We start from the raw sequence: 23,880 nt of genomic DNA, 5'->3' as shown, positions 1-23,880 counted from the left end.
CAGGCGGAGCGAGCCTACCTGCCGGTTTCCGTTCCTCCGCGTCCGATCCAGCGGTCGGCGAGGCTCCGCCCGCACTCGGCGAGCAGCCGCGCGGACAGGGCGCTGTCGTTCGCGCAGTCCTGGTCGGTCAGGTCCGTCAGGGCCTGGACGGAGCGGAAGTGTGCGGCGGTCCGGTCCGCGGGCAGCGTGCAGCGGCCGGCCACCGCGTGCACCGCCACGCCCAGTCGCCGGGCCCGCCTCGCGAGTGCGACCGGCAGCTTGCCCGACAGGGACTGTTCGTCGAGGCTGCCCTCGCCGGTGATCACGAAGTCGGCGTTCGCGAGCAGTTCATCGGCGCCGAGCAGAGTGAGGAAGTAGTCGGCCCCGGAGCACACCCGCCCGCCCAGCAGCATCCCGGCGTACCCGAGCCCGCCGGCCGCCCCGGCCCCGGGGGCATCGGCAAGCCTTGCGGCCTCTGTGACCCCGGCCGCCTCCAGTCGCCGTACGAAACCGGCGAGCGCGTAGTCGAGTTCCCGTACGTCGTCCGCGCTCGCCCCCTTCTGAGGACCGTAGACGGCGGCCGTGCCCGTCGGCCCCAGAAGCGGGTTGTCCACATCGGTGGCCAGGACGAGGTCGACCCCGGCGAGTGCGGCGCGGGCCTCGGCGAGGTCGACCGTGCGGAGATCGGCGAGTCCTTCGCCGCCCGGACCGATCGGCGTGCCGTCCTCCTGGGCCAGCATCGCGCCGAGGGACTGCAGCAGGCCCGCGCCGCCGTCCGTGGTCGCGACCCCGCCCAGGGCGAGGACGATCGTGTCCGCCTCGCCCGCCAGCGCGTACTGGATCGCCTGCCCGACGCCCCGGCTCGTGGCCGTGAGTGGCATCTTGTGCCCGCCCGGCAGAATGCCGAGTCCGCAGATGGCCGCCGCCTCGATGAGGACGGTACGGCCGTGCACCGCGACCTCGGCCGTGGCAGGCCCGCCGGTCGGCCCGGACACCGTGATCTTCTCGGGGCTGAACCGGCTTGCGCAGGCGGCGGCCACGCTCCCCTCTCCCCCGTCCGCCAGAGCGAGGCGCTCGACCTGGATCCGGGGGGCGGCTTCCAGTAGCCCGCGTTCGAGAGCGCGGGCAGCCTCGTCGGCGGTGAGGGAGCCCTTGAACTTGTCCGGCGCGATCAGGACGGCGGGCATCAGGGGGCGACCTCGGCGGGGTGCACTACGGCCGGGCGCTGTTTGCCGAGTTCGACGCGGGGCTTGGCCTCCGCCTCGGTCTCCGCATCGGTCCCTGCGGTGAGCGGTGGCTCCCCCTCCTTGCCGGCCAGCACCGCCCTCGCCCGCTCCAGGTCCAGGCCGTTCTCCCACTTGGCAACGAACAAGGTGGCCACTGCATTGCCGAAGAAGTTCACGAGCGCCCGGCACTCCGACATGAACTTGTCGATGCCGAAGATGAGCATGATCCCCGCGGCGGGCACGGAACCGACCGTCGACAGCGTCGCGGTGAGCGCGATGAACCCGCCGCCAGCGACCCCCGCCGCACCCTTTGACGTCAGCAACATCACTGCCAGCAGCCCGAGTTGCTGGCCGACGGAGAGGGAAGTGTCGGTGGCCTGGGCGATGTACAGGGTGGCCAGCGAGAGGTAGATCGCCGCGCCGTCGAGGTTGAAGCTGTAGCCCGTCGGCACGACCAGGCCGACCGTGGACCGCTCCGCACCCATGAACTGCAGCTTGCGCATCAGTCCGGGCAGCGCCGGCTCGGCGGTCGAGGTGCCGAGGATCAGCCAGAACTCCTCCTTGAAGTAGCGGAAGAGCTGGAAGATGTTCAGCCGGACGTACAGGGCGAGCACCCCGCCGAGCACGACCACCACAAACAGCAGGGAGGTGACGTAGAAGAGGAGGATCAGCGAGCCGAGGCTGGTCAGCGTGGAGAGGCCGAACTTTCCGATGGCGTAGGACATCGCGCCGAAGGCGCCCAGCGGGGCGGCCTTCATGACGAAGGACAGGACCTTGAAGACGACCTCGGTCAGGCGTCCCACGGCCGCGATGATCGGCTCGCCCGTCCTGCCGACCATCTTGATCGCGATGCCGAAGACGACGGCCAGGAAGATCACCTGGAGGATCTTGCCCTCGACGAACGGGCCGAAGAAGCTGTCCGGCACGATGCCGGTGAGGAACTCCCACCAGTGCTGGTGCTCGCCCGTCTCGATGTACTGGCTCGCGTCGCCCGAGGTCTGCAGCGTGGACGGATCGGCGTGCACGCCGTCGCCGAGCCGGAAGAGGTTGATGGCCACCAGGCCCGTCAGCAGGGCGACGATCGTGCCGACCTGGAAGTAGGTCAGCGCCTTGATGCCGGTGCGGCCGACCTTCTTCAGGTCCGCGACGCCGGCGATCCCGCCGATGATGGTCAGGAAGACGATCGGGCCGATCAGCATCTTCATGGCGGTGATGAACGTCGTGCCGATCGGCTCCATGTCGGTGGCCAGATCCGGCCACTGCCAGCCCAGCACGATGCCGATCACGATCGCCACCAGCACCTGGACGTACAACTGCCGGTACCACGGCTTCGCCGCGATACGCGCGGCTTGCTCGGCTCGTCCGTTGCCCGGGGTATGCGTCATTGCAGCCTCCCTGATCGCGCGACACCGAGCCCGATCGGTCCGCGCCAGCTTTCGCCACAGTGAACCGGCTCACATGTCAGGGGGTCCACGACCAAAAATCGATGCCCTGTATAGGCCGTGCCTATCAGTACCGACACCGGCCACAGGCTCCACGTCGCCAAGGTGCCGGGCTGCCTCACCTCCGGCCCGACGCCAGATCCCACCGCCGACCAGGTGACGCGCGCCACACTGAGGGGAAGGAGTAAATGGAGCCGACTTCCCACTTATTTTGATCAATGAGAAAGGACAGTCGACGCGCGCCCCGGGTGACGCGCCGCTGACTGGTCAGGAGGCTGCCGTGACCCAGTCCATGTCGCCTCGGAACGGCGCATCCGCGTCGCCGAACAGGACAAAGCAGAAGACCGCGCGCGTCATGCCGCTGTGGGACGCAGCCAGGACGCAGCGCCTGAGGAGCGTGGCGCGCGATGCCAGAGGGACCCGGTGAGTTGCGTAGCCGCCTGTGACCTTCGCAGCCGCAGTTCCCGGCGCGCGATGACAGGCCTGGCGGTGACGCTGCCGGTGTATTCCGGCCTCCTCGCCGCGTCCGGCCGCGAGGAGGAGTCCTTCGCCGAGGTCGGCTGGAGGTCATCCATCGTCGACCGTCTCCGCCCGAGCGAGGGGCGGGCAGCACTGACGGGAGCGACAGGCGCGCGCGTCCGCTATTGCCTGACGTACCGTCAATTCGCCGTGATGATGGCCCGCTAGCCCATGGACTGACCTCGGCCACCACCGGCCGCGCGGCGTCGGCGGTGCACCGGAGGAGGCGTTGATGAGGCGACTGCTGCCGTCCGACTGACCTGGGACATTGGATGCGGCCATCCGGCGGCGTACGGTGCGCCGAGCCCGACCGCGGCGTCTCCGTCGCCCCGCCGATCCGATCCCACCCGACGCATGGGGGCGCAGCGCCCACGCCAACTGCCCTGACCACACAGCAGGCCATGCGACTCGGATCACACCGCGCGCATCCAGCACGAGAACACCTGACTCGTCAGATATCATCAGGTGAACCGCTCGCACCCAGCGAGCCCCATTCTCGACCGAAGAGCGAAGAGCCCTGATGAGCACGCTCGAACTCACAGTCCTCGGCCTGGACTTTCCGGTCGGCAGCATGAACAAGACCGCTACCCTCGCCACCGGCGAGCAGGAGGCGATGCTGGTCAACGCCGGTCCCACCCGCGAACACCGCCGGCTCGCCGCCAAGATCCTCAATCCCGGCAAGAAGCTCATCACCGTGTTCGTCAGCCACGGCCACGGACGCCGGGGCGAGATGACATGGGGTTGATATGGGCCTGTTGAGCACGCCGTACCAGAACACCGGCTTCGCCGTTTCCACTCCCGCTGTCCCGGCCGAGGCGGTCCGCCGCCCGTACTCCGGGAACATCCCTGCCCCCACGCAGAAAGGGTTACCCCAGTGACCAGCCTCCCCAGTCGACGGCATCTCCTCGCCACCGGAGCGGGCGCCGCACTCGGACTCGGCGCGCTCGGCGCCACCGCGACCCCCGCCGCGGCCGCCCCGGCCACAGCCGCACGCGGCGCCGGCGCCGAGGAGACCAGGAGCCTCGACGAGCTGTACCAGGCCGCCATCGCCGAAGGCGGCAAGCTCGTGATCTACGCGGGCGGCGACCTCGCCAACTCCGGCAGCGGCGCCGGCGCCCGGACCGCGTTCCGCCAGCGGTTCCCGCAGATCGACCTCAACCTCATCGTGGACTACAGCAAGTACCACGACGTCCGCGTGGACAACCAGTTCGCGACCGACACCCTGGTCCCCGACGTGGTTCAGTTGCAGACGCTGCACGACTTCACCCGCTGGAAGCGCCAGGGACGGCTGCTGCACTACAAGCCCGCCGGCTTCAGCAAGCTCCACAAGAAGTTCCGGGACCCGGACGGTGCCTGGGTGGCCGGCATGGTCATCGCCTTCAGCTACCTGTACGACGTGGCGGCGGCCGGGGCCGACGCGCCGCAGACGCCGCTGGACCTGGTCGACCCGCGTTGGAAGGGCGCCATCGCCTCCTCCTACCCGCACGACGACGACGCGGTGCTCTACCTCTTCGCCCTCTACGCGGAGACCTACGGTTGGGATTGGATGGCCGACTTCGCCGCCCAGCAACCGCAGTTCGCCCGCGGCTCCTTCTCCCCCGGCACCGCAGTCACCAGCAAGGAGAAGATCATCGGCGTCGGCGCCGGTGGCAACCCGCTCGCCACCAGCCCGAACCGCTGGATGATGACCGACGGACACCCATTCATGGCATGGGGGCAGCGGATCGCGATCCTCAAACAGGCCGCCCACCCCACAGCGGCCAAGCTCTACCTCAACTGGCAGCTGTCCACCGAGCGCCAGACCTCCAACAGCTGGTCGGTGCGCACGGACATCGCGCCGCCCACCGGCCTGAAGCCGATCTGGGAGTACCCGAACGCCAACGTGGACGGGTTCCCTCGCTTCATGGAGGACCGGGCCGAGGTCGAGCGACTGAAGCAGACCTTCGCCCTCTACTTCGGCGAGGTCAAGGGCGACCCGACACCCGGGTGGCCCGGCCTGCACCCGGGCGCCTGACCCCCGACAGGCCCCGTACGGATCGGGCCCGAAGGATTCCGGGCCGTATAACGACGTCTCGCATCCCCACCAGCCCTTCGGCGGGTGGGGATGCCCATTACCTTCGTCGTAGAGCCCTGTTCGGGTCAGGGGTTCATCCGCCTGCCTGACGGCGGTTACCCGGTGTCAGATGCACTCGATCCACATGGTGGCGGTCCACCAGGTTCCGCCCGAGTTCCCGACGAGGCTGCCCTGGCTGTCGTAGACGTAGCGGCCGCCACAGGCAGCGCTCGCGGTCGCCGCCGCAGCGTCGTTCGCCGCCTGCGGCGTCGGTCCGCTACCGGTCACCGAGAAGGAGCCGGCCGCACCGGCAGCTCCGCTGGCGCCCAGCAGAGTTGCCATGGAGAGTCCACCCGCGACCAGCACCCCCGCGACCCTGCGCTTCATCGTTCCCGTGGGGAAGCGTCGCCCAGTCATCAGACGCATCGCGCCGGAGCGGGTCCTCGTTTCGACCAGGTGGCGCTGGACGCGTGGACCCGAATGAGCACCTGGCCCAGCCCGGGGGACGGACGTGGGACGGTATGGACGGAGAGCACTTCGGGGCCTCCGTATCGGTCGTACTGGACTGCGCGCATCATCAGATGGTCAGGCGGCATTCGCGGGCTCCTTGGCCGGAGGTTCAGTGGGCGGCGCGTATCAGGGGGAGCACCTTCGTGCCGAGCAGTTCGATGGCGCGCAGGAAGTCGCGCTGCGGCATACCGCCGACGTCCATCTGCAGGATCTGGCGGGTGTGGCCGAGGAGTCCGTGCAGGTGGAGGATGCGGTCGGCGATCTCGTCGGGGCTGCCGACGAAGACCATGCCGTCGGGGCCGTAGTTCGCGGCGCGGGAGGGGGCGGGGCGGCCCAGTTCGGCCATGCCCTCGGCCATCATGCGGTGCTCGTGGTCCAGGTAGGTCGACCGGGCCTTGTCGCCGGTGTCGGCGACGAACCCGTGCACGGCGACCGCGATGTCGGCCCGCTCTGTGGGGTGACCGGCCTGGGCCCAGGCGGCGCGGTAGGCGTGCCCGTAGCGCGCCCAGTGCTCGGGGGTGCCACCGAGGATGCCGAGGAACATCGGCAGCCCCAACTCCACGGCACGGGACACCGAATCCGGGCTGCCGCCGGTGCCCAGCCAGATCTTCAGCGGCTCCTCGGGGCGGGGAAAGACGGTGACGTCCTGCAGCGGCCGCCTGCGGTGCGGGCCGCGCCAGGTGACGCTCTCGCCGGCGTTGACCGCCATCAGCAGGTCCAGTTTGGAGGCGTACAGCATGTCGTAGTCGCGCTCTTCGTAGTCGAACAGCGGGAACGTGATCGTCGACGAACCGCGTCCGGCGACCAACTCGATGCGTCCCGGAGCCAGGGACGCGGCGGTCGCGAGCTGCTGGAACACCCGGATCGGGTCGTCGGTCGACAGCACGGTCACCGCGGTGCTGAGCTTGATCCGGCTGGTGGAGGCCGCGGCGGCGTTGACCACCGAGGTGGGCGAGGACAGCGGCATCGCCCGCATGTGGTGCTCGCCCACCCCGAAGAAGTCCAGACCCACCTCGTCGGCGAGCTTGATGGCCTCCAGCACATCGCGCAGGGCCTGGGCGGTGGGGCCGCGGCTGCCGTCTGGCAGGCGCGGGGTGTTACCGAAGGAGTAGACGCCGAGTTCGAAGGTCATGTCGGGTTCCTGGCCTCAGTTGCTGATGACGGGCATGGCCCGCCGGTAGCGGGTGTCGGTGAGCTGGGAGACGAGGAAAGCGGCGATGTCGGCGCGGGTCATGGCGGAGGCGACCTTGTCGTGGCCGAGGAATCCGGAGCGGATGCGGCCGGTGGCGGGCTTGTTCGTCGGGTTGGTGATGCGGGCGATGGTGTAGTCGAGATCGGAGCCGGTGACGGCCTCGGTCATGCCCTTCAGCTCGGCCAGCGCGTTGGGGAACATCAACCCGGCCATGACGGGCAGCACCTTGTGCTTCCAGTGGGGCCTGTCGCGCGGATCGGCCAGTGAGGGCGTGGCCAGGCCGATGAACCGGTCCACCTTCTGCGCCTGCATGGCCTGCACGATGGTGCGGGTGCCGTCGGTCACCTGGGTGCCGGTCGTGAACCGCTTCAAGGACGGGCCAAGCGCACTGATCACCGCGTCGGCACCACTGACGGCCTGCTCGACGGCATCGCGGTCGGACAACTGCCCGGTGACGACCGTGAGATGGGAGTGGTTCAGGGCGAGCTTGGCGGGGGTGCGGACCAGGGCGGTGACCTGGCGGCCGCCGTCCAGGAGCTGCTGGACGACCAGGCGGCCGATGCCGCCGGTCGCGCCGAAGACGGTGACACGCATCAGGGGTTCCTCGCGGTGGCGGTCAGAAGGTTGAGGTAAGACGGAGAGGGTCAGAAGCTGTACGGCCCGAAGCGGCCCCAGGCCACCAGGGCGGCCAGGATCAGCAGGACGGCGTTGAAGGCGATCGCGCTGGGTTCCTTGCGGCGGGCGTGGGTGATCGCGGCCAGCACCATCACCACGATCAGGCCGGTCGCGGCCAGCGGGGTCAGCACGGGGGCTATGTCGGTGGCCGCAGGCAGGATCAGTCCGAGCGCGGCGGCGAACTCCACGATGCCGATGAGGCGGACGGTGCCCTGGGAGAAGTCGGCCGTCCAGGGCAGCTGTCCGGCCAGCTTGTCCTTGGGCTGGGTGGACTTCATGACGCCGGCCATGGCGAACATGGCGGCCAGCACGGCCTGCACGATCCACAAGAAGACGTTCACGTACTCATTCCTTACGGGGAAGGGGACAGGGTAGGGAGGGGGCGGATGCTCCTTCCCGGGAGCGGGGTGGACCAGCCGGTCAGGCGTTGAAGACGGCCTCGGAGCGGTCGCGGTCTTCGTGCAGGTCCCAGTACAGGGGGGCGATCTGCTCGGGCGTGGCCGTCGGGATGCCCTCCGGTCCGCCGTCACCGATCCAGACGTTGATCGCCACGTGCGCGGCGTGCACGCCGCTGCCGGCCAGCTCCTTGTCCAGGTTGATGACCCAGTTGCGCAGAGCTGCCGCGGCGGCGTTGACGTTGCCGAGCATGGGAATGGGGTCCACCGAGCCACCGCCGGTGGTGAACAGCAGGGTGCCGGCGCCCGCCTCCCTCATCGCGGGCAGGACCGCCTGGGCGGCGGTGACGGCGCCGTAGAAGACGTACTCGATCTGCGGCTGCAGGTCGTCCACCGTCGCCTCCGAGGGGGCGACCATGGTGAGGCCGGCCACCGGGGAGTGCGGGGCCGGCGAGTACTCCAGTACGTCGATGCTGCCGAAGCGGGCCTTCACGGCGTCCAGGGCGGCGGTCAGGGAGGGCCGGTCCAGGACGTCGGCGGTGAACGCCTCGGCGGTGATGCCTTCCTGGCCGAGCCGCCCGACCAGCGTCTGAAGCTTCTCCTTGGTGCGGGAGATCAGGGCGACGTCGAAGCCGCGGCTGCCGAAGGTGCGCGCGATGGCCAGGCCCATACCGGGGCCGGCGCCGATGATGGCAATAGTGGGCACGATCAGAACTCTTTCCGTGAAGTGATGAATGTCAGGAGCAGGAGACGGCGATCTTGCCCTGGGTGCCGGAGCTGAAAGCGGTGAACGCCTGCGTGGCCTGCTCCAGCGGGTAGGTGGCGGTGACCGGCACGCGCAGGGCACCGGAGGCGACCTGCTCGGCCAGGGAGGTCAGGATCCGGGCGTCGGGGTTGGCCATGATCGTGTGGACGGTGACGTCGCGCCCCTTGACGTCGTCCTGGGTCAGGCCGGTGGTGGAGGCGAGTTGTCCGCCGGGCCGCAGCAGAGCGGCCAGCGCCGCGCCGTCGCCCGCCAGGTGCAGCACCGCGTCCACGCCCTCCGGGGCGATCGCACGGACCTGCCCCTGAAGGTCACCGGTGAAGTCGACCACGTGGACCTCCGCGTCGGTCAGGCCGGTGACGAAGTCGGTCTGCGTGCCGGGGCGGGCGGTCGCGATCACCTTCGCGCCGCGGGCTGGGGCGAGCTGCACCGCCAGAGCGCCCACCCCGCCGGAGGCTCCCGAGATCAGCAGCGTCCCGCCCTCGGCCGGGGCAACCGCGTCCAGGCTCACCAGGGCGGTGGCCCCGGCCACGCCCAGCGCGCCCGCATCCTCCGCCTTCAGGCCCGCGGGGACGCGGGCGACTCCGTGTCCAGCGGGCACGGTGACGTACTCAGCCAGCGACCCGGCGCCCAGGAACGGCTTCAGCACCACACCGAAGACCGCGTCGCCGACCGCGAAGCCCTCCACGCCCTCACCGAGCGCCTCGACGGTGCCTGCGAAGTCCTGGCCCAGCACCAGCGGGAAGCGGTGCTCCATCATCCCCTGCATGTAGCCGGCCGCGACGGCGACGTCGAAGCCGTTCAGTGAGGCGGCGGCCACCTTGACCAGCAATTCCCCGGCCTCCGGGCGAGGAGTGTCCGCCTCGGTCACGGCCGGGGCCGAGGGGACGGATTCGAGCGTTACAGCGCGCATGACTACACCCTTTGGACTAAGTGGGCCGGGCGGCCCACTTTCACTGTAGCCCACCGTACAACGGAAACGGGCCGCCCGTTCCACTTGGGTAGAGTGGGGGCATGACCTCCCCGTCTTCCGACCAGACGCCGTGCCAGCAGCCCGGCACGGGACTGCGCGCTGACGCCGAACGCAACCGCGACCGCATCCTTGCCGCCGCCCGCCGTCTCTTCGCCGCCGAAGGGCTCGGCGTCTCGATGACCTCGGTCGCCCGCGAGGCAGGTGTCGGCAAAGCCACGCTCAGCCGCCGCTTCGCCACCCGGGAGGAGCTGATCAACGCGGTCTTCGCCGACCGCATGGACGCCTACGCCGGCGCCGTCGCCGAGGCACTCGCCGACCCCGACCCCTGGCACGGCTTCACCGGCTACATCCACGCCGTCTGCGCCATGCAGGCCGCCGACCGCGGCTTCGCCGACGTCCTGACCATGACCTTCCCCACGGCCAAGGCACTGGAAGCCCGCCGCACCGAGTCGTACAACGGATTCCTCGAACTCATCGCCCGCGCCAAGAGCAGCGGACACCTCCGCGAGGACTTCGTCCCGGAGGACCTCGTCATCCTGCAGATGGCCAACGCCGGCGTCCTCGCCGCCGCCGGCGAGGACGCCCCCGACACCTGGCGCCGCCTCGTCGGCCACATGCTCCGCTCCTACGCCGCCCCCGGCGCACCGCTTCCCACAGTGCCCGAAGCCCCAAAGCCCAGGGCTCTCTACCGCGCCATGGTCCGCCTGTCACGCACCGGCCCGGGCACCGCCTAGAGTGACGGCCTCGGCCAGCAGCACGCGTTCGCGCCGAGGCGGACGTCTGCCGAAAACGGATGACCGCCCCGCTCCGCCCGCACGCAGATGATGGCGATCTGGGTGCACAGACGCCCCATGCCGTCGGGCGAGTGGATCCAGGTGGGCGGGAAGTCTCCGCCGATCCACTTCATCATGGAGACGCCCGGTTCCAGCGCGAAGGCGGCGATGTGGACGAGTTCGGTGACCTGGCCGCAATCGGCGGCGGCCCAGGTCCCGGGGACGCCGCCGTTGGAGTGGGCGGCCAGAACGACGGGCCCGTCGACGGAGTCGATCTCGACGCGTACGGTCGCGACGTCCTCGGTCAGTTCTCATGTCGCGGCGCTGTCCGGGTTACTGGGGGGCAACTGCACCGCGCGGGAGGGTATACCGCGGGCGTTGAACCGTTCCCGCAGGGGGTCGAAGATCCGGCGCGGATGCCGCCGCGGACCTCAGAACATGGTGTTGTGGTTGACGCTCTTCTCCGGCACCTCCTGGATCACGTCCCAGTGCTCGATGATCTTCCCGTCGGCGACGCGCCAGAAGTCCGCGACGGCCATTCCGCGGTCGCCGGGCTCAGGTGCTGGTTGCTGTGGGTGGACCACCAGGTCCCCTTCGGCGATCGCGCGCTTGATGTCCAGGCGCACTCGGGGAACTGCCCGCGCAGCCAGTGGACTTAATAGAAGGCGATCTCCAGCGCCTTGTTGTCGTCAGCGGACATGAGGATCTCCTGCCGTGCGGTGGTACGGAACGCGTCAGTCCGTCATGGCGTCTCGGACGAGGGCGGTGTCGACGAACTGCTCGAACCGCACGATCAGGCCGCCGCGTACGACGAAGTGGTGGGCGACGCGGACGTCGATCGGCTTGCCGGTGGCCTTGTTGGTCGCGGTGTAGCGGGCGAGGACGACGATGTTCTCGCCGTCGACGACATAGGTGTCGTCGTGGGCTGCCCAGCCGTCCCAGTCCTGGCCGAGCTTCTCCATCACGTTCGACGTGACGCCGTCGGGGGTGCGGTAGGTGCCGGCGAGCGGGAAGCCGGCCATCTCGGTCCACTCCACGTCGGGCGCGAGAGTGGCGCGCAGGGCCTCCAGGTCGCCCGCGGCCGAGGCCAGGTACTGGCGGCGTACGACGTCGGCGGGGGCCGTAGAAGTGGCGAACTCGCTCATGCTCAGCCCCACTTCATCTCGCCCTTGGCGACCTTCGCCCCGATCTGCGCGGCGATCAGCATGCCGTTGTCCGGGTAGCGCTGGACGAGCGCCTCAGTCAGCGCGGCGCCGTCGGCCGCCTTGCCGAGCTCCTCCTCGAAAGCGACGAGATAGTCACGCGTGGCGGTGATGGCGGAGACGTCGGCCGCGGTGCCGGGCAGGCGGTGGCCGGGGACGACCAGCTCCGGGGCGAGGGCGGCCATCTCGTCCAGCAGCTTGATCCAGGCGGCACGGGAAGCGGGGGTGGCGGTGTCGGCGACCCAGACGTGCTCCTGCTGGAAGAGCAGGACACCGCCGAGGACGGCGCGGGACTCGGCCTGCCACAGGTAGTGCCGGTCGGACAGTTCCTCGGAGCCACCCTTGAGCTCGAAGCGGTGGCCCTCCAGGGTGAGGTCGCCGGTCAGCGGCTCAAGGTCGACCAGGCGGGTGGGGAGGTTCGGGCCGAGCGCCGCCCAGGCCTTCAGCTTGCCCTCGTAGGAATGCTTGATGTGCTCGATGACGATCGGCGTGGCGACGAACTTCGCCTCGGGGAAGGCGTCGGCAAGGATCTCTGCGCCGAAGTAGAAGTCGGGGTCGCCGTGGCTGACGAACACGGTGGTCAGCTTCTTGCCCGAGTCGAGGATCTCGGCGGCCAGACGGTGGCCGTCGGCGCGGGTGAAGCCGGCGTCCACCAGCAGCGCCTCGTTCTCACCCGTGACGAGGGTGGCGGTCTTGTTCTTGCTGCCGGCCGGGAAGTCCAGGTCGAGGACCTTGAAGTCGAGAGTGCTCATGCCAGGCGCTCCTTTTCGCAAGGGATGGGGTGGGGACGGGGAAAGCTCAGTGAGCGGCGAGGCGTTCGTCGGCCTCGTCGGCGGTGGCGTGGCCGTAGGCGAGCGGGGTGACGGAGTCGCCGTCGACGGCCATCAGGGTGGGGAACCCGGTGACCCCGAGCTGGGCCGCGCGGCGGAGGTCGTCGCGGGCCGCGGTCTGCGCCTCGGGCGCTTCGAAGGCGGCGACGACGGCATCGGAGTCGAGCCCGGCCGCCTGGGCGACCGTCCGGTAGGTGGCCGCCTCCGACAGGCTCAGTCCGTCGACGTAGAAGGCGTGCTGCAAGGCCGCAGCCAGCTCCGCCGCACGGTCGGGGGCCACCTGGCGCAGTGCCGCGACACCGCGGGCGGCGGCCTCGGAGTCCATCACGAACGAGCCGTCGGCGATCAACTCCTCGTACGCCTGGCCGAATGTGGCACCGGTCAACTCGGCGATCTTGGCGTTCGCGCCCTGGACGTACCCGAACTCACGGATCGGCACCCGGCGCGGCCCGGTGAACAGACCGCCGGAGACCACCTCGACCGGCAGGTCGGGATGGCGCGAGGTGATCTCGCGCAGAGTCGCGGTGAATCCGTGCGACCAGCCGCAATAGGCGTCGAAGACGTAGACGAGCTTCATCGAGGACCTCGGCAGAGAAGGGCGCCCGCCGACTGCGAGCGATTCACCTGACCAAACAGTAGCTGACTCATCAGATATTTCTCGACCTGTGTGAACTGGGACACAGGAGTGCGACCAACGCCATCAGACCCGCGCTGGCGCCGGTCCGCGGTTCAGGGAAGTCGAGGCAGTACGTCCCGGGCTGTGTGGCTGAGGATGCGCAGATCCTCCGCGAACCGCTCGCGGTCCGCCGCCGGGAGGGGCTCCACGAAGTACCGCCTGATGTTCTCCAGGTGCACCCTGGCAGCGCGTACGGCGGTCTCCTCGCCCAGCGGGGTCAGGCGCACCAGCTTCCCACGCCGGTCGTCGGGGGACTCCGCGCGCGTCACGAGACCAGCCGTCTCCATGCGATCCACCAGCCGGGTGGCGCCGCCGGTCGTGAGGACCTGTTCCTGGGCGATGGCCCGCATGGACAACCCGGGCTCGCCCGCCCGTCCGAGGATCAGCAGCACCTCGAAGACCAGATGGCTGATGCCGCACTCCACCTCAAGGGCCCGGCCGAGGATGTACTCCAGCCGGTTCGCCGCCCCCTGCAACCGCCCGAACGCCAGGATCAGCTCATGGTCGGCGGCATCCTTCGCCGTCCCGATCCCCGTTTCCTCACCCACGGCCGCGCCGCCCCTCTCGTCGTCCCGGCACCACCGTACCGATCACGGAGGGACGGCCGGCACAGCGGAGCAGGCTCGCCCAGTCGGGCGACAGCAACGGCGCTCGGAACTCTGAACGAGGACGAGGTCCAGCATTCGACGGTCATGCCGAGGAAACCGGGGACTTCGGAACGCGAACGCCGGGTCGTGGGCGGGTGTGCCGCCTGGGTCGCGGCGACCTCAACCCTCACCTTCCACTTGTGGAGCGGCGCCACGGTGACGTACCAGGTCACCAAGTCCGGGGACTTGGTGACCGGCACGACCGCCTGACACGTCCTTCTTCGGACGGCCACTCAGTTGATGCGGACGATCTTCCAGAGTTGGTCGTCGATGTTCAGGTCGTTCCACTGCACGACTGCCGCGCCGTTGCTGGTGGAGGACTGGGCGACGGAGGCGTTGAAGCCGCTGCCCACGTTCTTGAGTTCGTAATAGCCGTTGCCCGCGTCGGTGAGGGTCCACTTCTGCGAGTTCGCGGCGGACGGCGTGTTCTGGACGACGGCGGCTCCGGCGGCGGTGGAGCCGTTACGGATGTCCAGATTGAGGTTGCTGTTGACGTTCCTGATGGTCCAGGCTCCGCCGCCGGCGGACTGGAAGGTGAACAGCTGGCAGAAACAGGCCGAGTTCTGCCACTGGTTCGCGGCCGTACCGGTGGCGGTCGAGCCCTGCGGGATGTCCAGGTACTTCCCGCTGTTCTTGTTGACGAGGACGTACTGCCCGGTGCCCAACGGCGGCAGAGCGGTCTGGGTGAGGTTCCAGCGCTGGCAGGCGCAACTGGTGCCGCTCCACTGGACGGCGGCGGTGCCGGCCGCGGTGGAGGCGTTCGGGATCTCCAGGTACTTGCCGGTCACACGGTTGGTGATGGTGTACCCGCCGGCCTGGTGCGGGGCGACGGCCCACTCGTGGTCCAAGGTGCCATTGTCGTCCCACTGCAGGATCCTGGCGCCGTCGGCGGTGGACTGACTCTCCACACCGAGGACCTTGCCACTGGCGACGTTGAAGATCTTGAAGTAGCCGGACGGCTGCCGCACGAAGCGCCACTGCTGATCGGTGGCGTTGGTGGTGCTCTGCTGGGTCGCGGTGGTGCCGTTGGTGGTGGAACCGCCGGCGATGGTGAGCTTCAGGTCGCTGCCCGCGTTGGACAGGGTGTAGGTCGCACCGTCCGAGATGCCGCCGCCCAGGTCGATGGTGCTGTAGGTGACGGAGTTGGAGAGGTCGGGGCCTCCGTTACCGCCACTGAGCACGAGCAGGCTGTGGCCGTCGGACAGGGGCACCATGCCGCGGCTGTAGCCGTTGGCGACGTTGGAGCTGATACGCGTCCAGGTGTTCGCGGCGCCGTTCTGGGTGTTGAGGAACAGGTCGCTGGTGCTGTAGGCGCCGACGACAAGCGTGCCGTTCGGACCGCCGGTCGGTAGCCATGTGACGTACGGGGTGCTGGTGGGGACCGCGCCGTCCGTCGACCGCAGGGGAATGCCCGTGACGGAGTCGAACGCCTCCGGGTCGGAGGAGATCTTGTAGTAGACGGCGAAGTTGCCCGAGGGCGAGCCGCCGTACTCGTACGTCATGATGTAGTTGCCGTTGGGCAGCTTCGCGACGGTGGGCATCCCCGGGCGGTGGCTGAAGGTGGGCATCGCCACGTCGTCCACGACCGGACCCCAGGTGCGCAGGTCCGTGGTGACCTGGTGCACGAGCTTTTGGCCGTGGTCGAGGTCGCGCTGGTCGGAGTAGTAGACGATCAGCTTGCCGTTGGCGTAGAGGAAGAAGGGCTCCCATACGGGGGTGTTGCCGTTGCCGCTCTGGTCGTATGCCGGGCCGCCGGTGGCGATGTTGCTGACGAACGTCCAGGTCTGTCCGCGGTCGGTGCTGGCGTAGACATCGATCTTGATGGCGGAGCGGTCGGCAGGGACCGAGGCTCCGGCGGCCAGGATGGTGCCCGCCGGGAAGCCGCCCACCGCAGTGGGCAGTTCGAACAGCTCGGGCTGCCAGCGCATGCCCCAGCCGTTCTGCGTGTCGGCGACCTCGGAGATCTTCGACCAGGAGTCGCCGTTGTCCGTGCTGCGGTAGATCGGGAAGACCGGTCTGCCCGAGGTGTACTGCTCGAACGTCGCGAGGATGGTGCCGTTGGATGAGCCGTTGTGCTGCAGACGCAGCCCCCGCGGGTAGAGCGACCCGGGCGAGGGCGCGCCCGACGGCGGGGTGTACATCGTCTGCGAGGGGCGGGCCAGGGCGTCCGCCCGGCCGGCGGGCAGGACCATGGTCATCACCGTGACGAGCAGGATGAAGGCCAGGGCCAAGAAGGAGGTGGGACGGGAACGCGGAGCGGCGCCGGGTCTGGCGCCTGTCTGCGACGGGGACATTGCGGCTCCCAGGGGGAAAGGGAAGGGTGTTTCGGTGTCCGCCGGCTCGGAACGGCTCAGAGTGACGCGGCGGAGTTCGTTGGGCGCGACGCCCGGGGGGACCGTCGGGCGCCGCTGCCGGGCGCGGCTCGCGAGCGCAGGGAACGCGGCGCGACAGGCGCGGAATGGCATAGGTGGGGTGCCCCGGCGTTTGGGTGCGCCGGAGCAGTGAAACCAGAGGGTGGGGTCAGCGGGAGGGCGGAGGCGCGGTCGAGCCGCGGACGATCAGTTCGACGGGCGGGTCGTTCGCCGGCGGCAGAGCGGTTTCGGGCTTCTCGATGGCGTGCAGGAGTAGCCGGATTCCTTCGCTTGACGCGGCCTCGAAAGGCTGGCGGACGGTGGTCAGGGGAGGAGACACGTAGGCGAAGACCGGGTTTCCGTCGAAACCGACGACACTGACGTCCTCCGGCACCCGGCACCCGGCCTCCCGCAGGGCATGGATCAGGCCGATGGCCATCTCGTCGCCCGCAGCGAACACCGCGGTCACCGAGCGGTCCGAGGCCAGCGCGCGCCCCGCGGCGTACCCGGAAGCCGCCGACCAGTCGCCGTTCAGCACCGGCGGTTCATGCGCGTCCCGGGCCGCGAGCGCCGCCCGCCATCCCTCGATGCGGTCCTTGGTGGCGTACCACCGCCGCGGCCCGGCAAGGTGATGAACGGTCGAATGCCCCAGGTCCAGGAGGTGTTCGGTGGCCGCGCGCGCCAGCTGATGGGCGCCCACGCCGACGGTCAGTGTCCGGGCGGCAGTGAAGGCGGGTGGGGCTCCGAGGAAAAGGACCGGCACGTCGACGCCGAGCGGGACTTCACCTTCGACAATGGGTTCGGAGACGACGATGCCGTCCACGCCCTGATCCAGGAGCGATTCCAGCGCGCCGGCGATGCTTTCCGGGTTGCCGTCCGGTGTGTTGACCACGCGAAGCGCGTAACCGGCGTCCCGTACGGCTTGTTCGATGCCCACGAGCAGGGAGGCGGTTCCATACCCGGCTGTTCCCAGAGCGACCACACCGATGGAGCGGGTACGGCCGGAGGCCAGTGCCCTGGCGGCGTGGTTCAGCCGGTAGCCGAGTTCCTCGGCGGCCGCCAGGACGCGCCGTCGGGACTCGTCGGAGACGTACGGCTCGTTGTTGAGGACCCGGGAGACCGTCTTGCGTGAGACGCCGGCCAGCCTGGCCACGTCCTCACTGCGCGGCGCGGAGGAGCCGGCACCGCGCTCCACCCCTGTTGTCATGAAGTCTCCCCTGGCCGTGTGTTCTCCATCGAACGAGGTCAATTACGTGACCGCGCGGTCAGACCGCGCGGTCAATGTGTACGCATCCGCCGAGCCCGCGTCAAGAGTTCCCGCAATGCCACTTGCCTCTGGTGTGAGCGGACACCGGGGCCCACGGCCGGGTGGAGGGGGCTGCCGCAAGTGCCCGATGAAGCGCGCCCGGCATGCATTTCTGCAGCTCAAACGCCTACTACTCCGTACGGGACGACTCGACGGGCAGCCATGCCAGTACTGTCCGTCCACTCCGGTTGCCCGCACGTCGGGCTCCTGACCGAACCTGATCCATCACGAATTGCCGGACGCGGAGCCTTGACAGCGAGGACACGGAGCGTTCACGCTTCCTGGCGTCCACCGATCGTGTTTGTTTGATCGTGTTTGATTCTGGTCACTCAGCGGCTGCCTCTCCGCCACCCCTCTTCCGACTGACGCGCCAAGTCTGGGTACCGCCAGCCCTGTCAGGAGTCGAAATGCACCATTCATCCCTTGGTCAGGCCATGCCTGCCACCAGCCGCCGCACCGTGCTCCGCGGGCTCGGCGGAGCCGCGGTACTGGGTGCCGGCATCCCCCTGCTGAGTGCCTGCGCCGGCAGTTCCGCCTCGTCGGACCCCAAGACCGTCACCGTGGGATCCAACGCGTCCGACGCCGTACCGAAGAAGGGGTACGCCGACGTCTACGCGGCCTTCACGAAGCAGTCCGGGATCGCGGTCGACATCAACACCAAGGACCACAACACGTTCCAGGAGCAAATCAACACCTACCTGCAGGGCACGCCGGACGACGTGTTCCAGTGGTTCGCCGGCTACCGGATGCAGTTCTTCGCGGCCAAGGGGCTCGCCTCCCCGATCGACGACGTGTGGAAGACGATCGGGGGCAACTTCCCCAGTGCCATGCATGACCTGAGCAAGGGTCAGGACGGCAAGTACTACCTGGTGCCCCTCACCACGTCCCCGTGGGCGGTCTTCTACCGCAAGAGCGTCTTCCAGAAGTACGGCTACGAGGTCCCCACCACGTGGGACGCGTACGTTGCTCTCTGCAAGCGGATGAAGAAGGACGGCCTCGTCCCCATCGCGTACGGCGACAAGGACGCCTGGCCGGCGATGGGCTCCTTCGACCAGATCAACTTCCGTCTCAACGGCTACGACTTCCACGTCGAGTTGATGGCGGGCAAGGCTTCGTGGACCGACGCGAAGGTCCGCAAGGTCTTCGACACCTGGGCCGAGACCCTGCCCTACCACCAGGAGGGCGCGGTCGGCCGTACCTGGCAGGACGCCGCCCAGACGCTGGTGGCGAAGAAGGCCGGCATGTATATGCTCGGCATGTTCGTGGCCCAGCAGTTCACCGACAAGGCGGACCTGGACGACCTCGACTTCTTCGCCTTCCCCGAGATCGACCCGGCGTACGGTCAGGACACCGTGGAGGCGCCGACCGACGGCATCATGCTCAGCAAGAAGCCCAAGAACCACGCCGGTTCCGTCAAGCTGCTCGAATTCCTGGGCACCGCCCAGGCCGAGGAGATCTACCTGAAGGCCGACCCGAGCCTTATCGCCGCCTCCTCGAAGGCCGACACCTCCGGTTACAGCGCCCTCCAGAAGAAGGGCTACGAGATGATCACTCAGGCGAAGCATCTCACCCAGTTCATGGACCGTGACAGCCGGCCGGACTTCACTTCCACGGTGATGCAGCCCGCGCTGCAGAAGTTCATCCGTGACCCCAAGGGGATCGACAGCCTGCTGTCCTCGATCGAGCGCCAGAAGAAGACGATCTTCGCGTCCGGCTGAGCCCGACCCCCCTTCTGAAGCGGATGAACACCGACACCATGAGCTCCGAAACGACCACGAAGATCCCGGAGGCGGCCACGGTGCCGCCTCCGGGCGCCGCGACGCCGAAGAGGCGGGTTCCACACGGCCACCAGCGCCTGCTGACCCGCCGCGACCGGATCACGCTCGGCTTCATGGCCGGCGTGCCGACGATCCTGCACGTCGCCCTCGTCTGGGTCACCGCCCTGGCCTCCATCGCCCTCGCCTTCACCACCTGGGACGGCATCGGCTTCGACTCGATCCAGTGGGTCGGGCTCCAGAACTTCAAGGAGCTCTTCGAGCAGAACCCGCAGTTCTGGCCCGCCCTCGAGCACAACGTGATCTGGTTCGTCGTCCTGATCGCGATCCCCACGCCACTCGGCCTGTTTCTGGCCGTGCAGTTGGACAAGAAGATCCGGTTCAGCCGCGTCTACCAGACGGCGTTCTTCCTGCCCGTCGTGCTCTCCATGGCGGTCATCGGCTTCGTCTGGCAGCTCGTCTACAACCCCGACACGGGCCTGATCAACAGCGTCATCGGGGCCAACGAGCCCGGCAAGTACATCGACTGGATCGGCGACCCCGACCTCAACCTCTGGGCCATCCTCATCGCCGCGTCCTGGCGCCACACCGGCTACATGATGATCCTGTACCTGGCCGGCCTGAAGGGCGTCGACCCCTCGCTGCGGGAGGCCTCCGCGCTCGACGGCGCGAACGAGTGGCAGACGTTCAAGAACGTCATCTTCCCCACCCTGCGCCCGACCAACACCGTCGTCCTGGTCGTCACCATCATCGAGGCCCTGCGCGCCTTCGACCTGGTCTTCGTCTTCAACAAGGGCGCCGAGGGCACCGAGCTGCTCTCGATCCTGGTCACCAACAACATCATCGGCGAGTCCAGCCGCATCGGATACGGCTCCGCCATCGCGGTCGTCCTGCTGCTGATCTCCCTCGTCGTGATCATTCCCTACCTGGTGGCCACCTTCCGGAAGGAGCGGCGCGCATGAGCACCACCGTCATGACCAAGGTCCGTACGCCCGTGCGCCCCGCCCGCGTCCTGCTGCACCTCTTCCTCGCGGGCGCGGCGCTGGCCTGGCTCGCACCGCTGCTGTGGGCGCTGTACTCGGCGATGCGGCCGTACGCGGAGACCAGCGAGAAGGGCTATGTCTCCTGGCCCGACAAGCTGAGCTTCGACAACTTCACGAACGCGTATCAGCAGTCGGACATGAGTCACTACTTCGTCAACACGATGATCATCGCCGTGCCGGCGGTGCTGGTGACGCTGTTCCTGTCGTCGATGGTGGCCTTCTACGTCAGCCGCTTCGACTTCCGCCTCAACCTCGCCCTGCTGCTCATCTTCACCGCCGGCAACCTGCTCCCGCAGCAGGTCATCATCACCCCGCTGTACCGGATGTACCTGCTCATCGACCTGCCCGGCATCACCATGTCCGGCAAGCTCTACGACTCCGCGCTCGGCCTGGTTCTCATCCACGTCGCGTTCCAGTCCGGCTTCTGCGCCTTCGTGCTCGCCAATTACATGCGCTCGCTCCCGCACGAACTGACTGAGGCCGCCCTGGTCGACGGTGCCTCGGTGTGGCGCATGTACTGGCAGATCGTGCTGCCGCTGTGCAAGCCGGCGATGGCCGCCCTGGCCACGCTGCTGTCCATCTGGATCTACAACGACTTCTTCTGGGCCTTGGTCCTGATCTCGACCGGCGAGAACATGCCGATCACCTCGGCGCTGAACAACCTCTCCGGCGCGTACTTCACGGACCCCAACCTGGTGGCCGCGGGCGCCCTGCTCACCGCGATCCCCACCCTGATCGTCTACTTCGTACTGCAGCGGCAGTTCGTCAGCGGCCTCACCCTGGGCGCCAACAAGGGCTGACACACCCCCACTTGCCCCTCCCCTACACCCCTCCCGGAGCACCGCCAGTGAGTACCGCACGCCGTCTTCGCATACCTGGAATCGCCTACGGAGGTGACTACAACCCCGAGCAGTGGCCCGAGGAGGTCTGGGCCGAGGACATGCGCCTGATGCGCGAGGCCGGGGTGACCATGGTCAGCGTCGGCATCTTCTCCTGGGCGCTGCTCGAACCGGCCGAGGGCGTCTACGACTTCGCCCGCATGGACAAGATCCTCGACCTGCTCCACGAGAACGGTATCGACGCGGACCTGGCGACCCCGACCGCCTGCCCGCCGGCATGGTTCTTCAAGGCGCACCCGGAAGCGCTGCCGGTCGACAAGGACGGCCGCACACTGTCGTACGGCAGCCGCCAGACCTTCTGCCCGTCCAGTCCCGCCTACCGCCGAGCAGCGCTGCGGATCGCCGAAGCCCTCGCCGAGCGCTACGCCACCCACCCGGCCGTCGCCATGTGGCACATCCACAACGAATACGGCTGCCACAACGACGCCTGCTACTGCGACACCAGCGCCGCCGCCTTCCGCACCTGGCTGCGCGCCCGCTACGGCGACGACCTGGACGCCCTCAACCACGCCTGGGGCACCACGTTCTGGAGCCAGTGGTACTACTCGTGGGACCAGATCCTGCCGCCCCGCGCCACCGCGGCTCCCCCGAACCCCACCCACCAGCTGGACTGGCGCCGCTTCTGCTCCGACGAACTGCTCTCCCTGTGCACCGCCGAACGCGAGGTACTGCGCCGGGCCGCTCCGGACATCCCCGCGACCACCAACTTCCTGGTCCTGCGCACCATCGACGCCCTCGACTACTGGCGCTGGGCACCGGAGTTGGACATCCTCTCCAACGACCACTACCTGATGTCCGACGACCCGGAGGCCGAGGTCGACATCGCCCTCCACGGCGACCTGATGCGCTCGCTCGCGGGCGGCCCGTGGTTTCTCATGGAGCACTCGACCGGTGCCGTCAACTGGCAGCCCGTCAACCGAGCCAAGCTCCCCGGGGAGATGCGCCGCAACGCGCTCGCGCACGTGGCCCACGGCGCCGACGGCATCGCGTTCTTCCAGTGGCGGGCCGCGAAGGCGGGCGCCGAGCAGTGGCACTCGGCGATGCTGCCGCACGCCGGCACCGACAGCCAGATCTGGCGGGACGTCGTCCAACTCGGCGCCGATCTCAGGGCGTTGGCCGAGGTGCGGGACTCCACCAGCACGGCACAGGTGGCGATCGTGTGGGACTGGAACGCCCGCTGGGCTCTGGAACTGCCCTCCCAGCCCAGCGGCGAGCTGCGCTACCAGGACCTTGTTCGGGACTGGTACACCCCCCTGTGGCGGGCCGGGGTCGCCGTCGACTTCGTACGCCCCGACGACCCCGAACTCGACCGCTACAAACTCGTCCTGGCACCCTCGCTGTACCTGGTCACGGAGGCAGCCGCGGCGAACCTCGCCCGGTTCACCGAGCGCGGGGGCACGCTGGCCGTCGGTTTCCACAGCGGCATGGTCGACGAGAACGCCCATGTGTACCTGGGCGGCTACCCCGGCGCGTTCCGCGATGTCCTCGGGGTGGTCACCGACGAGCTCTTCCCCCTGCTGCCGGGCGAGACGACCGGCCTGACCGGCGATGTGGCGTCGGGTGCCACGGCCGACCTGTGGTCGGAACGCATCCGGCTCACCGGCGCGCAGGCCGTCGCCTCCCACGCCGACGGCCCACTGGCCGGCCACCCGGCCGTCACCCGCCACCGGCACGGCGACGGCACCGCCTGGTATCTGGGCACCCACCCCGACCAGGACACGCTCGCCGCCCTGCTCGACCGCATCCATCAGGACGCCGGCGTCACACCTGAGCAGGACGTACCCGCCGGGATCGAGGTCGTCCGGCGCCGCGGCGCGGAGGCCGACTACCTGTTCCTCATCGACCACACCGGAAAGGGCGCCGAACCCCCTGCCGAAGGCGTCGAACTCCTCACCGGCACACCGGTCACCGGAACCGTCACCGTCCCACCGGGAGGCGTCGCCGTGGTCCGCGAGCCCCGCTGATCCACCTGCCGAAGTGACCGGACCGCGGCACCACGCCAGGTGCGCGGCCCGGTCACTTCCGCTGTGCCGGAGCCGCTGATCAGTGCATCCGGGCGGTCAAGCGGTGGCGGCCGGACGCAGTCGGCGCCAGGAGCAGCCCGCCGTTCCTGAGACCGGTACGGGAACGCTCAGCACCTCGCCGCCGCCGACGAGGTCGCCGGAGGCGAGGTCGCCCGGCAGCGGAGGATGGTTGCCGACGGCCGTGTCGGCGACGTACATGGTCGTGCCGTCGGCGGTGAAGGCCGGCCCGTTGGCGATGGTCAGGCCGTCGAGGACGCGTACCACCGTGCCGTCGGGGTCCGTTCGATAGAGCGAGCCCGCGCCGGGGGTGCCGTCGTAGGCCGTGCTTCCGGCCCAGAAGCGGCCTGCGGGGTCCGCGACACCGTCGTTCAGGCGGCTGGGGACGGTGGGGCGGCCCTCGGGGCGGTCCAGCCATTCCAGTGCGCCGTCGGCGGTGAGCAGCGCGATGCCGGTGCCCGCGGCGGCGATCCACGTTCCAGGCCGGTCCCCCACCGGCGCGACGGCGCCCAACGGCACGTCGAACCGGGCCAGTTGGCACGGGACCGTCGGCTCGGTGCCCTCGCGGAGTTCGAAGAGCCGACCGCTGAGGATGTCGACGTACACGTACCGGCCGTCGATCCAACGGCC

At 69.1% G+C, this 23,880-nt stretch carries 25 protein-coding genes; 9 read left to right on the top strand and 16 right to left on the bottom strand.

Annotated elements, in window-relative coordinates; translation table 11 throughout:
* Window positions 1-14: 14 nt before the first annotated feature.
* Both EHO50_RS15835 and dctA read right to left on the bottom strand, forming a co-directional pair.
* Complete coding sequence (locus EHO50_RS15835; RefSeq protein WP_128430804.1) at window positions 15-1,166, bottom strand: glycerate kinase; 1,152 nt, start codon at window positions 1,164-1,166, stop codon at window positions 15-17.
* Complete coding sequence (dctA, locus tag EHO50_RS15830; RefSeq protein WP_246101183.1) at window positions 1,166-2,590, bottom strand: C4-dicarboxylate transporter DctA; 1,425 nt, start codon at window positions 2,588-2,590, stop codon at window positions 1,166-1,168. The genes EHO50_RS15835 and dctA overlap by 1 nt, the downstream gene beginning before the upstream one ends.
* 531 nt (window positions 2,591-3,121) lie before the next feature.
* Here dctA and EHO50_RS15825 point away from each other — a divergent pair.
* The 3 genes from EHO50_RS15825 (at window position 3,122) to EHO50_RS15815 (ending at window position 5,180) form a co-directional block, all read left to right on the top strand.
* Window positions 3,122-3,334 carry a hypothetical protein gene (locus tag EHO50_RS15825; RefSeq protein WP_128430803.1) on the top strand — a complete coding sequence of 71 codons (213 nt, stop codon included), beginning with the start codon at window positions 3,122-3,124 and terminating at the stop codon, window positions 3,332-3,334.
* A gap of 352 nt (window positions 3,335-3,686) precedes the next feature.
* The gene (locus EHO50_RS15820; RefSeq protein WP_128430802.1) at window positions 3,687-3,911 is read left to right on the top strand and encodes an MBL fold metallo-hydrolase; all 225 of its coding nucleotides are present in this window, start codon (window positions 3,687-3,689) and stop codon (window positions 3,909-3,911) included.
* 129 nt (window positions 3,912-4,040) lie between these two features.
* Window positions 4,041-5,180, top strand: a complete 1,140-nt coding sequence (locus EHO50_RS15815; RefSeq protein ID WP_128430801.1) for an ABC transporter substrate-binding protein — start codon at window positions 4,041-4,043, stop codon at window positions 5,178-5,180.
* A 165-nt stretch (window positions 5,181-5,345) separates the two neighbouring features.
* Here the strand turns inward: EHO50_RS15815 and EHO50_RS15810 are convergent, their stop codons facing one another.
* The 6 genes from EHO50_RS15810 to EHO50_RS15785 all read right to left on the bottom strand — a co-directional run bounded on the left by EHO50_RS15810 (window position 5,346) and on the right by EHO50_RS15785 (window position 9,667).
* Window positions 5,346-5,561, bottom strand: coding sequence for a hypothetical protein (locus tag EHO50_RS15810; RefSeq protein WP_164904859.1), 216 nt, complete (start codon window positions 5,559-5,561; stop codon window positions 5,346-5,348).
* A 277-nt stretch (window positions 5,562-5,838) separates the two neighbouring features.
* Window positions 5,839-6,861: an LLM class flavin-dependent oxidoreductase gene (locus EHO50_RS15805; RefSeq protein WP_128430799.1), complete on the bottom strand. Its 1,023-nt coding sequence runs from the start codon at window positions 6,859-6,861 to the stop codon at window positions 5,839-5,841.
* Window positions 6,862-6,876: 15 nt separating this feature from the next.
* On the bottom strand, window positions 6,877-7,515 hold the full coding sequence (locus EHO50_RS15800) for an NAD(P)-dependent oxidoreductase (protein WP_128430798.1): 639 nt from the start codon (window positions 7,513-7,515) through the stop codon (window positions 6,877-6,879).
* Between the two features lie 50 nt (window positions 7,516-7,565).
* A complete protein-coding gene (locus EHO50_RS15795; RefSeq protein WP_128430797.1) occupies window positions 7,566-7,937 on the bottom strand; it encodes a DoxX family protein in 372 nt (123 codons plus the stop codon).
* Window positions 7,938-8,016: 79 nt separating this feature from the next.
* Complete coding sequence (locus EHO50_RS15790) at window positions 8,017-8,697, bottom strand: SDR family NAD(P)-dependent oxidoreductase (RefSeq protein ID WP_128430796.1); 681 nt, start codon at window positions 8,695-8,697, stop codon at window positions 8,017-8,019.
* 31 nt (window positions 8,698-8,728) lie between these two features.
* A complete protein-coding gene (locus EHO50_RS15785) occupies window positions 8,729-9,667 on the bottom strand; it encodes an NADP-dependent oxidoreductase (RefSeq protein ID WP_128430795.1) in 939 nt (312 codons plus the stop codon).
* 101 nt (window positions 9,668-9,768) lie between these two features.
* On the opposite strand from EHO50_RS15785, the gene EHO50_RS15780 reads away from it, so the two are divergent.
* Window positions 9,769-10,461, top strand: a complete 693-nt coding sequence (locus EHO50_RS15780; RefSeq protein ID WP_128430794.1) for a TetR/AcrR family transcriptional regulator — start codon at window positions 9,769-9,771, stop codon at window positions 10,459-10,461.
* 470 nt (window positions 10,462-10,931) lie between these two features.
* On the opposite strand, the gene EHO50_RS15770 is transcribed toward EHO50_RS15780, so the two are convergent.
* From EHO50_RS15770 to EHO50_RS15750, 5 genes are all read right to left on the bottom strand, one after another.
* On the bottom strand, window positions 10,932-11,126 hold the full coding sequence (locus EHO50_RS15770) for a nuclear transport factor 2 family protein (protein WP_246101182.1): 195 nt from the start codon (window positions 11,124-11,126) through the stop codon (window positions 10,932-10,934).
* Window positions 11,127-11,234: 108 nt separating this feature from the next.
* On the bottom strand, window positions 11,235-11,645 hold the full coding sequence (locus EHO50_RS15765) for a nuclear transport factor 2 family protein (protein WP_128430793.1): 411 nt from the start codon (window positions 11,643-11,645) through the stop codon (window positions 11,235-11,237).
* Between the two features lie 2 nt (window positions 11,646-11,647).
* Window positions 11,648-12,454: an MBL fold metallo-hydrolase gene (locus tag EHO50_RS15760; protein WP_128430792.1), complete on the bottom strand. Its 807-nt coding sequence runs from the start codon at window positions 12,452-12,454 to the stop codon at window positions 11,648-11,650.
* A 46-nt stretch (window positions 12,455-12,500) separates the two neighbouring features.
* Window positions 12,501-13,109, bottom strand: a complete 609-nt coding sequence (locus EHO50_RS15755) for a DsbA family protein (protein WP_128430791.1) — start codon at window positions 13,107-13,109, stop codon at window positions 12,501-12,503.
* A 152-nt stretch (window positions 13,110-13,261) separates the two neighbouring features.
* On the bottom strand, window positions 13,262-13,756 hold the full coding sequence (locus EHO50_RS15750; protein ID WP_128430790.1) for a MarR family winged helix-turn-helix transcriptional regulator: 495 nt from the start codon (window positions 13,754-13,756) through the stop codon (window positions 13,262-13,264).
* 144 nt (window positions 13,757-13,900) lie between these two features.
* On the opposite strand from EHO50_RS15750, the gene EHO50_RS45050 reads away from it, so the two are divergent.
* Window positions 13,901-14,065, top strand: coding sequence for a hypothetical protein (locus EHO50_RS45050; RefSeq protein WP_246101181.1), 165 nt, complete (start codon window positions 13,901-13,903; stop codon window positions 14,063-14,065).
* A 23-nt stretch (window positions 14,066-14,088) separates the two neighbouring features.
* On the opposite strand, the gene EHO50_RS15745 is transcribed toward EHO50_RS45050, so the two are convergent.
* A complete protein-coding gene (locus EHO50_RS15745) occupies window positions 14,089-16,149 on the bottom strand; it encodes an RICIN domain-containing protein (protein WP_128430789.1) in 2,061 nt (686 codons plus the stop codon).
* Between the two features lie 226 nt (window positions 16,150-16,375).
* A complete protein-coding gene (locus EHO50_RS15740) occupies window positions 16,376-17,413 on the bottom strand; it encodes a LacI family DNA-binding transcriptional regulator (protein WP_128430788.1) in 1,038 nt (345 codons plus the stop codon).
* A 506-nt stretch (window positions 17,414-17,919) separates the two neighbouring features.
* On the opposite strand from EHO50_RS15740, the gene EHO50_RS15735 reads away from it, so the two are divergent.
* Genes EHO50_RS15735 through EHO50_RS15720 form a run of 4 tightly spaced genes read left to right on the top strand, consistent with a single transcriptional unit; the run spans window position 17,920 to window position 23,193 of the window.
* The gene (locus tag EHO50_RS15735) at window positions 17,920-19,230 is read left to right on the top strand and encodes an ABC transporter substrate-binding protein (RefSeq protein WP_181449628.1); all 1,311 of its coding nucleotides are present in this window, start codon (window positions 17,920-17,922) and stop codon (window positions 19,228-19,230) included.
* Between the two features lie 38 nt (window positions 19,231-19,268).
* On the top strand, window positions 19,269-20,249 hold the full coding sequence (locus tag EHO50_RS15730; protein WP_128430786.1) for a carbohydrate ABC transporter permease: 981 nt from the start codon (window positions 19,269-19,271) through the stop codon (window positions 20,247-20,249).
* A complete protein-coding gene (locus EHO50_RS15725; RefSeq protein WP_128430785.1) occupies window positions 20,246-21,130 on the top strand; it encodes a carbohydrate ABC transporter permease in 885 nt (294 codons plus the stop codon). Before EHO50_RS15730 ends, EHO50_RS15725 begins: the two co-directional genes overlap by 4 nt.
* A 47-nt stretch (window positions 21,131-21,177) precedes the next feature.
* Complete coding sequence (locus EHO50_RS15720; RefSeq protein ID WP_128430784.1) at window positions 21,178-23,193, top strand: beta-galactosidase; 2,016 nt, start codon at window positions 21,178-21,180, stop codon at window positions 23,191-23,193.
* Between the two features lie 96 nt (window positions 23,194-23,289).
* Here EHO50_RS15720 and EHO50_RS15715 read toward each other — a convergent pair whose 3' ends face one another.
* Entirely contained in the window at window positions 23,290-23,856 is a 567-nt protein-coding gene (locus EHO50_RS15715) for an SMP-30/gluconolactonase/LRE family protein (RefSeq protein ID WP_425472189.1), read from the bottom strand.
* Between the last annotated feature and the right edge of the window lie 24 nt (window positions 23,857-23,880).

This window comes from Streptomyces cyaneus, assembly GCF_004028635.1.
In the GTDB taxonomy this organism is placed as follows: domain Bacteria; phylum Actinomycetota; class Actinomycetes; order Streptomycetales; family Streptomycetaceae; genus Streptomyces; species Streptomyces cyaneus.
This window is presented reverse-complemented; position numbering and strand designations above follow the sequence as displayed.

What these genes read in the sequence shown, in the direction of transcription:
- EHO50_RS15835 (WP_128430804.1), bottom strand. Translation starts at nt 1,166, where the DNA reads ATGCCCGCCGTCCTGATCGCGCCGGACAAGTTCAAGGGCTCCCTCACC.
- dctA (WP_246101183.1), bottom strand. Translation starts at nt 2,590, where the DNA reads ATGACGCATACCCCGGGCAACGGACGAGCCGAGCAAGCCGCGCGTATC.
- EHO50_RS15825 (WP_128430803.1), top strand. Translation starts at nt 3,122, where the DNA reads ATGACAGGCCTGGCGGTGACGCTGCCGGTGTATTCCGGCCTCCTCGCC.
- EHO50_RS15820 (WP_128430802.1), top strand. Translation starts at nt 3,687, where the DNA reads ATGAGCACGCTCGAACTCACAGTCCTCGGCCTGGACTTTCCGGTCGGC.
- EHO50_RS15810 (WP_164904859.1), bottom strand. Translation starts at nt 5,561, where the DNA reads ATGGCAACTCTGCTGGGCGCCAGCGGAGCTGCCGGTGCGGCCGGCTCC.
- EHO50_RS15805 (WP_128430799.1), bottom strand. Translation starts at nt 6,861, where the DNA reads ATGACCTTCGAACTCGGCGTCTACTCCTTCGGTAACACCCCGCGCCTG.
- EHO50_RS15800 (WP_128430798.1), bottom strand. Translation starts at nt 7,515, where the DNA reads ATGCGTGTCACCGTCTTCGGCGCGACCGGCGGCATCGGCCGCCTGGTC.
- EHO50_RS15785 (WP_128430795.1), bottom strand. Translation starts at nt 9,667, where the DNA reads ATGCGCGCTGTAACGCTCGAATCCGTCCCCTCGGCCCCGGCCGTGACC.
- EHO50_RS15780 (WP_128430794.1), top strand. Translation starts at nt 9,769, where the DNA reads ATGACCTCCCCGTCTTCCGACCAGACGCCGTGCCAGCAGCCCGGCACG.
- EHO50_RS15765 (WP_128430793.1), bottom strand. Translation starts at nt 11,645, where the DNA reads ATGAGCGAGTTCGCCACTTCTACGGCCCCCGCCGACGTCGTACGCCGC.
- EHO50_RS15760 (WP_128430792.1), bottom strand. Translation starts at nt 12,454, where the DNA reads ATGAGCACTCTCGACTTCAAGGTCCTCGACCTGGACTTCCCGGCCGGC.
- EHO50_RS15755 (WP_128430791.1), bottom strand. Translation starts at nt 13,109, where the DNA reads ATGAAGCTCGTCTACGTCTTCGACGCCTATTGCGGCTGGTCGCACGGA.
- EHO50_RS45050 (WP_246101181.1), top strand. Translation starts at nt 13,901, where the DNA reads ATGCCGAGGAAACCGGGGACTTCGGAACGCGAACGCCGGGTCGTGGGC.
- EHO50_RS15745 (WP_128430789.1), bottom strand. Translation starts at nt 16,149, where the DNA reads ATGTCCCCGTCGCAGACAGGCGCCAGACCCGGCGCCGCTCCGCGTTCC.
- EHO50_RS15740 (WP_128430788.1), bottom strand. Translation starts at nt 17,413, where the DNA reads ATGACAACAGGGGTGGAGCGCGGTGCCGGCTCCTCCGCGCCGCGCAGT.
- EHO50_RS15735 (WP_181449628.1), top strand. Translation starts at nt 17,920, where the DNA reads ATGCACCATTCATCCCTTGGTCAGGCCATGCCTGCCACCAGCCGCCGC.
- EHO50_RS15730 (WP_128430786.1), top strand. Translation starts at nt 19,269, where the DNA reads ATGAGCTCCGAAACGACCACGAAGATCCCGGAGGCGGCCACGGTGCCG.
- EHO50_RS15725 (WP_128430785.1), top strand. Translation starts at nt 20,246, where the DNA reads ATGAGCACCACCGTCATGACCAAGGTCCGTACGCCCGTGCGCCCCGCC.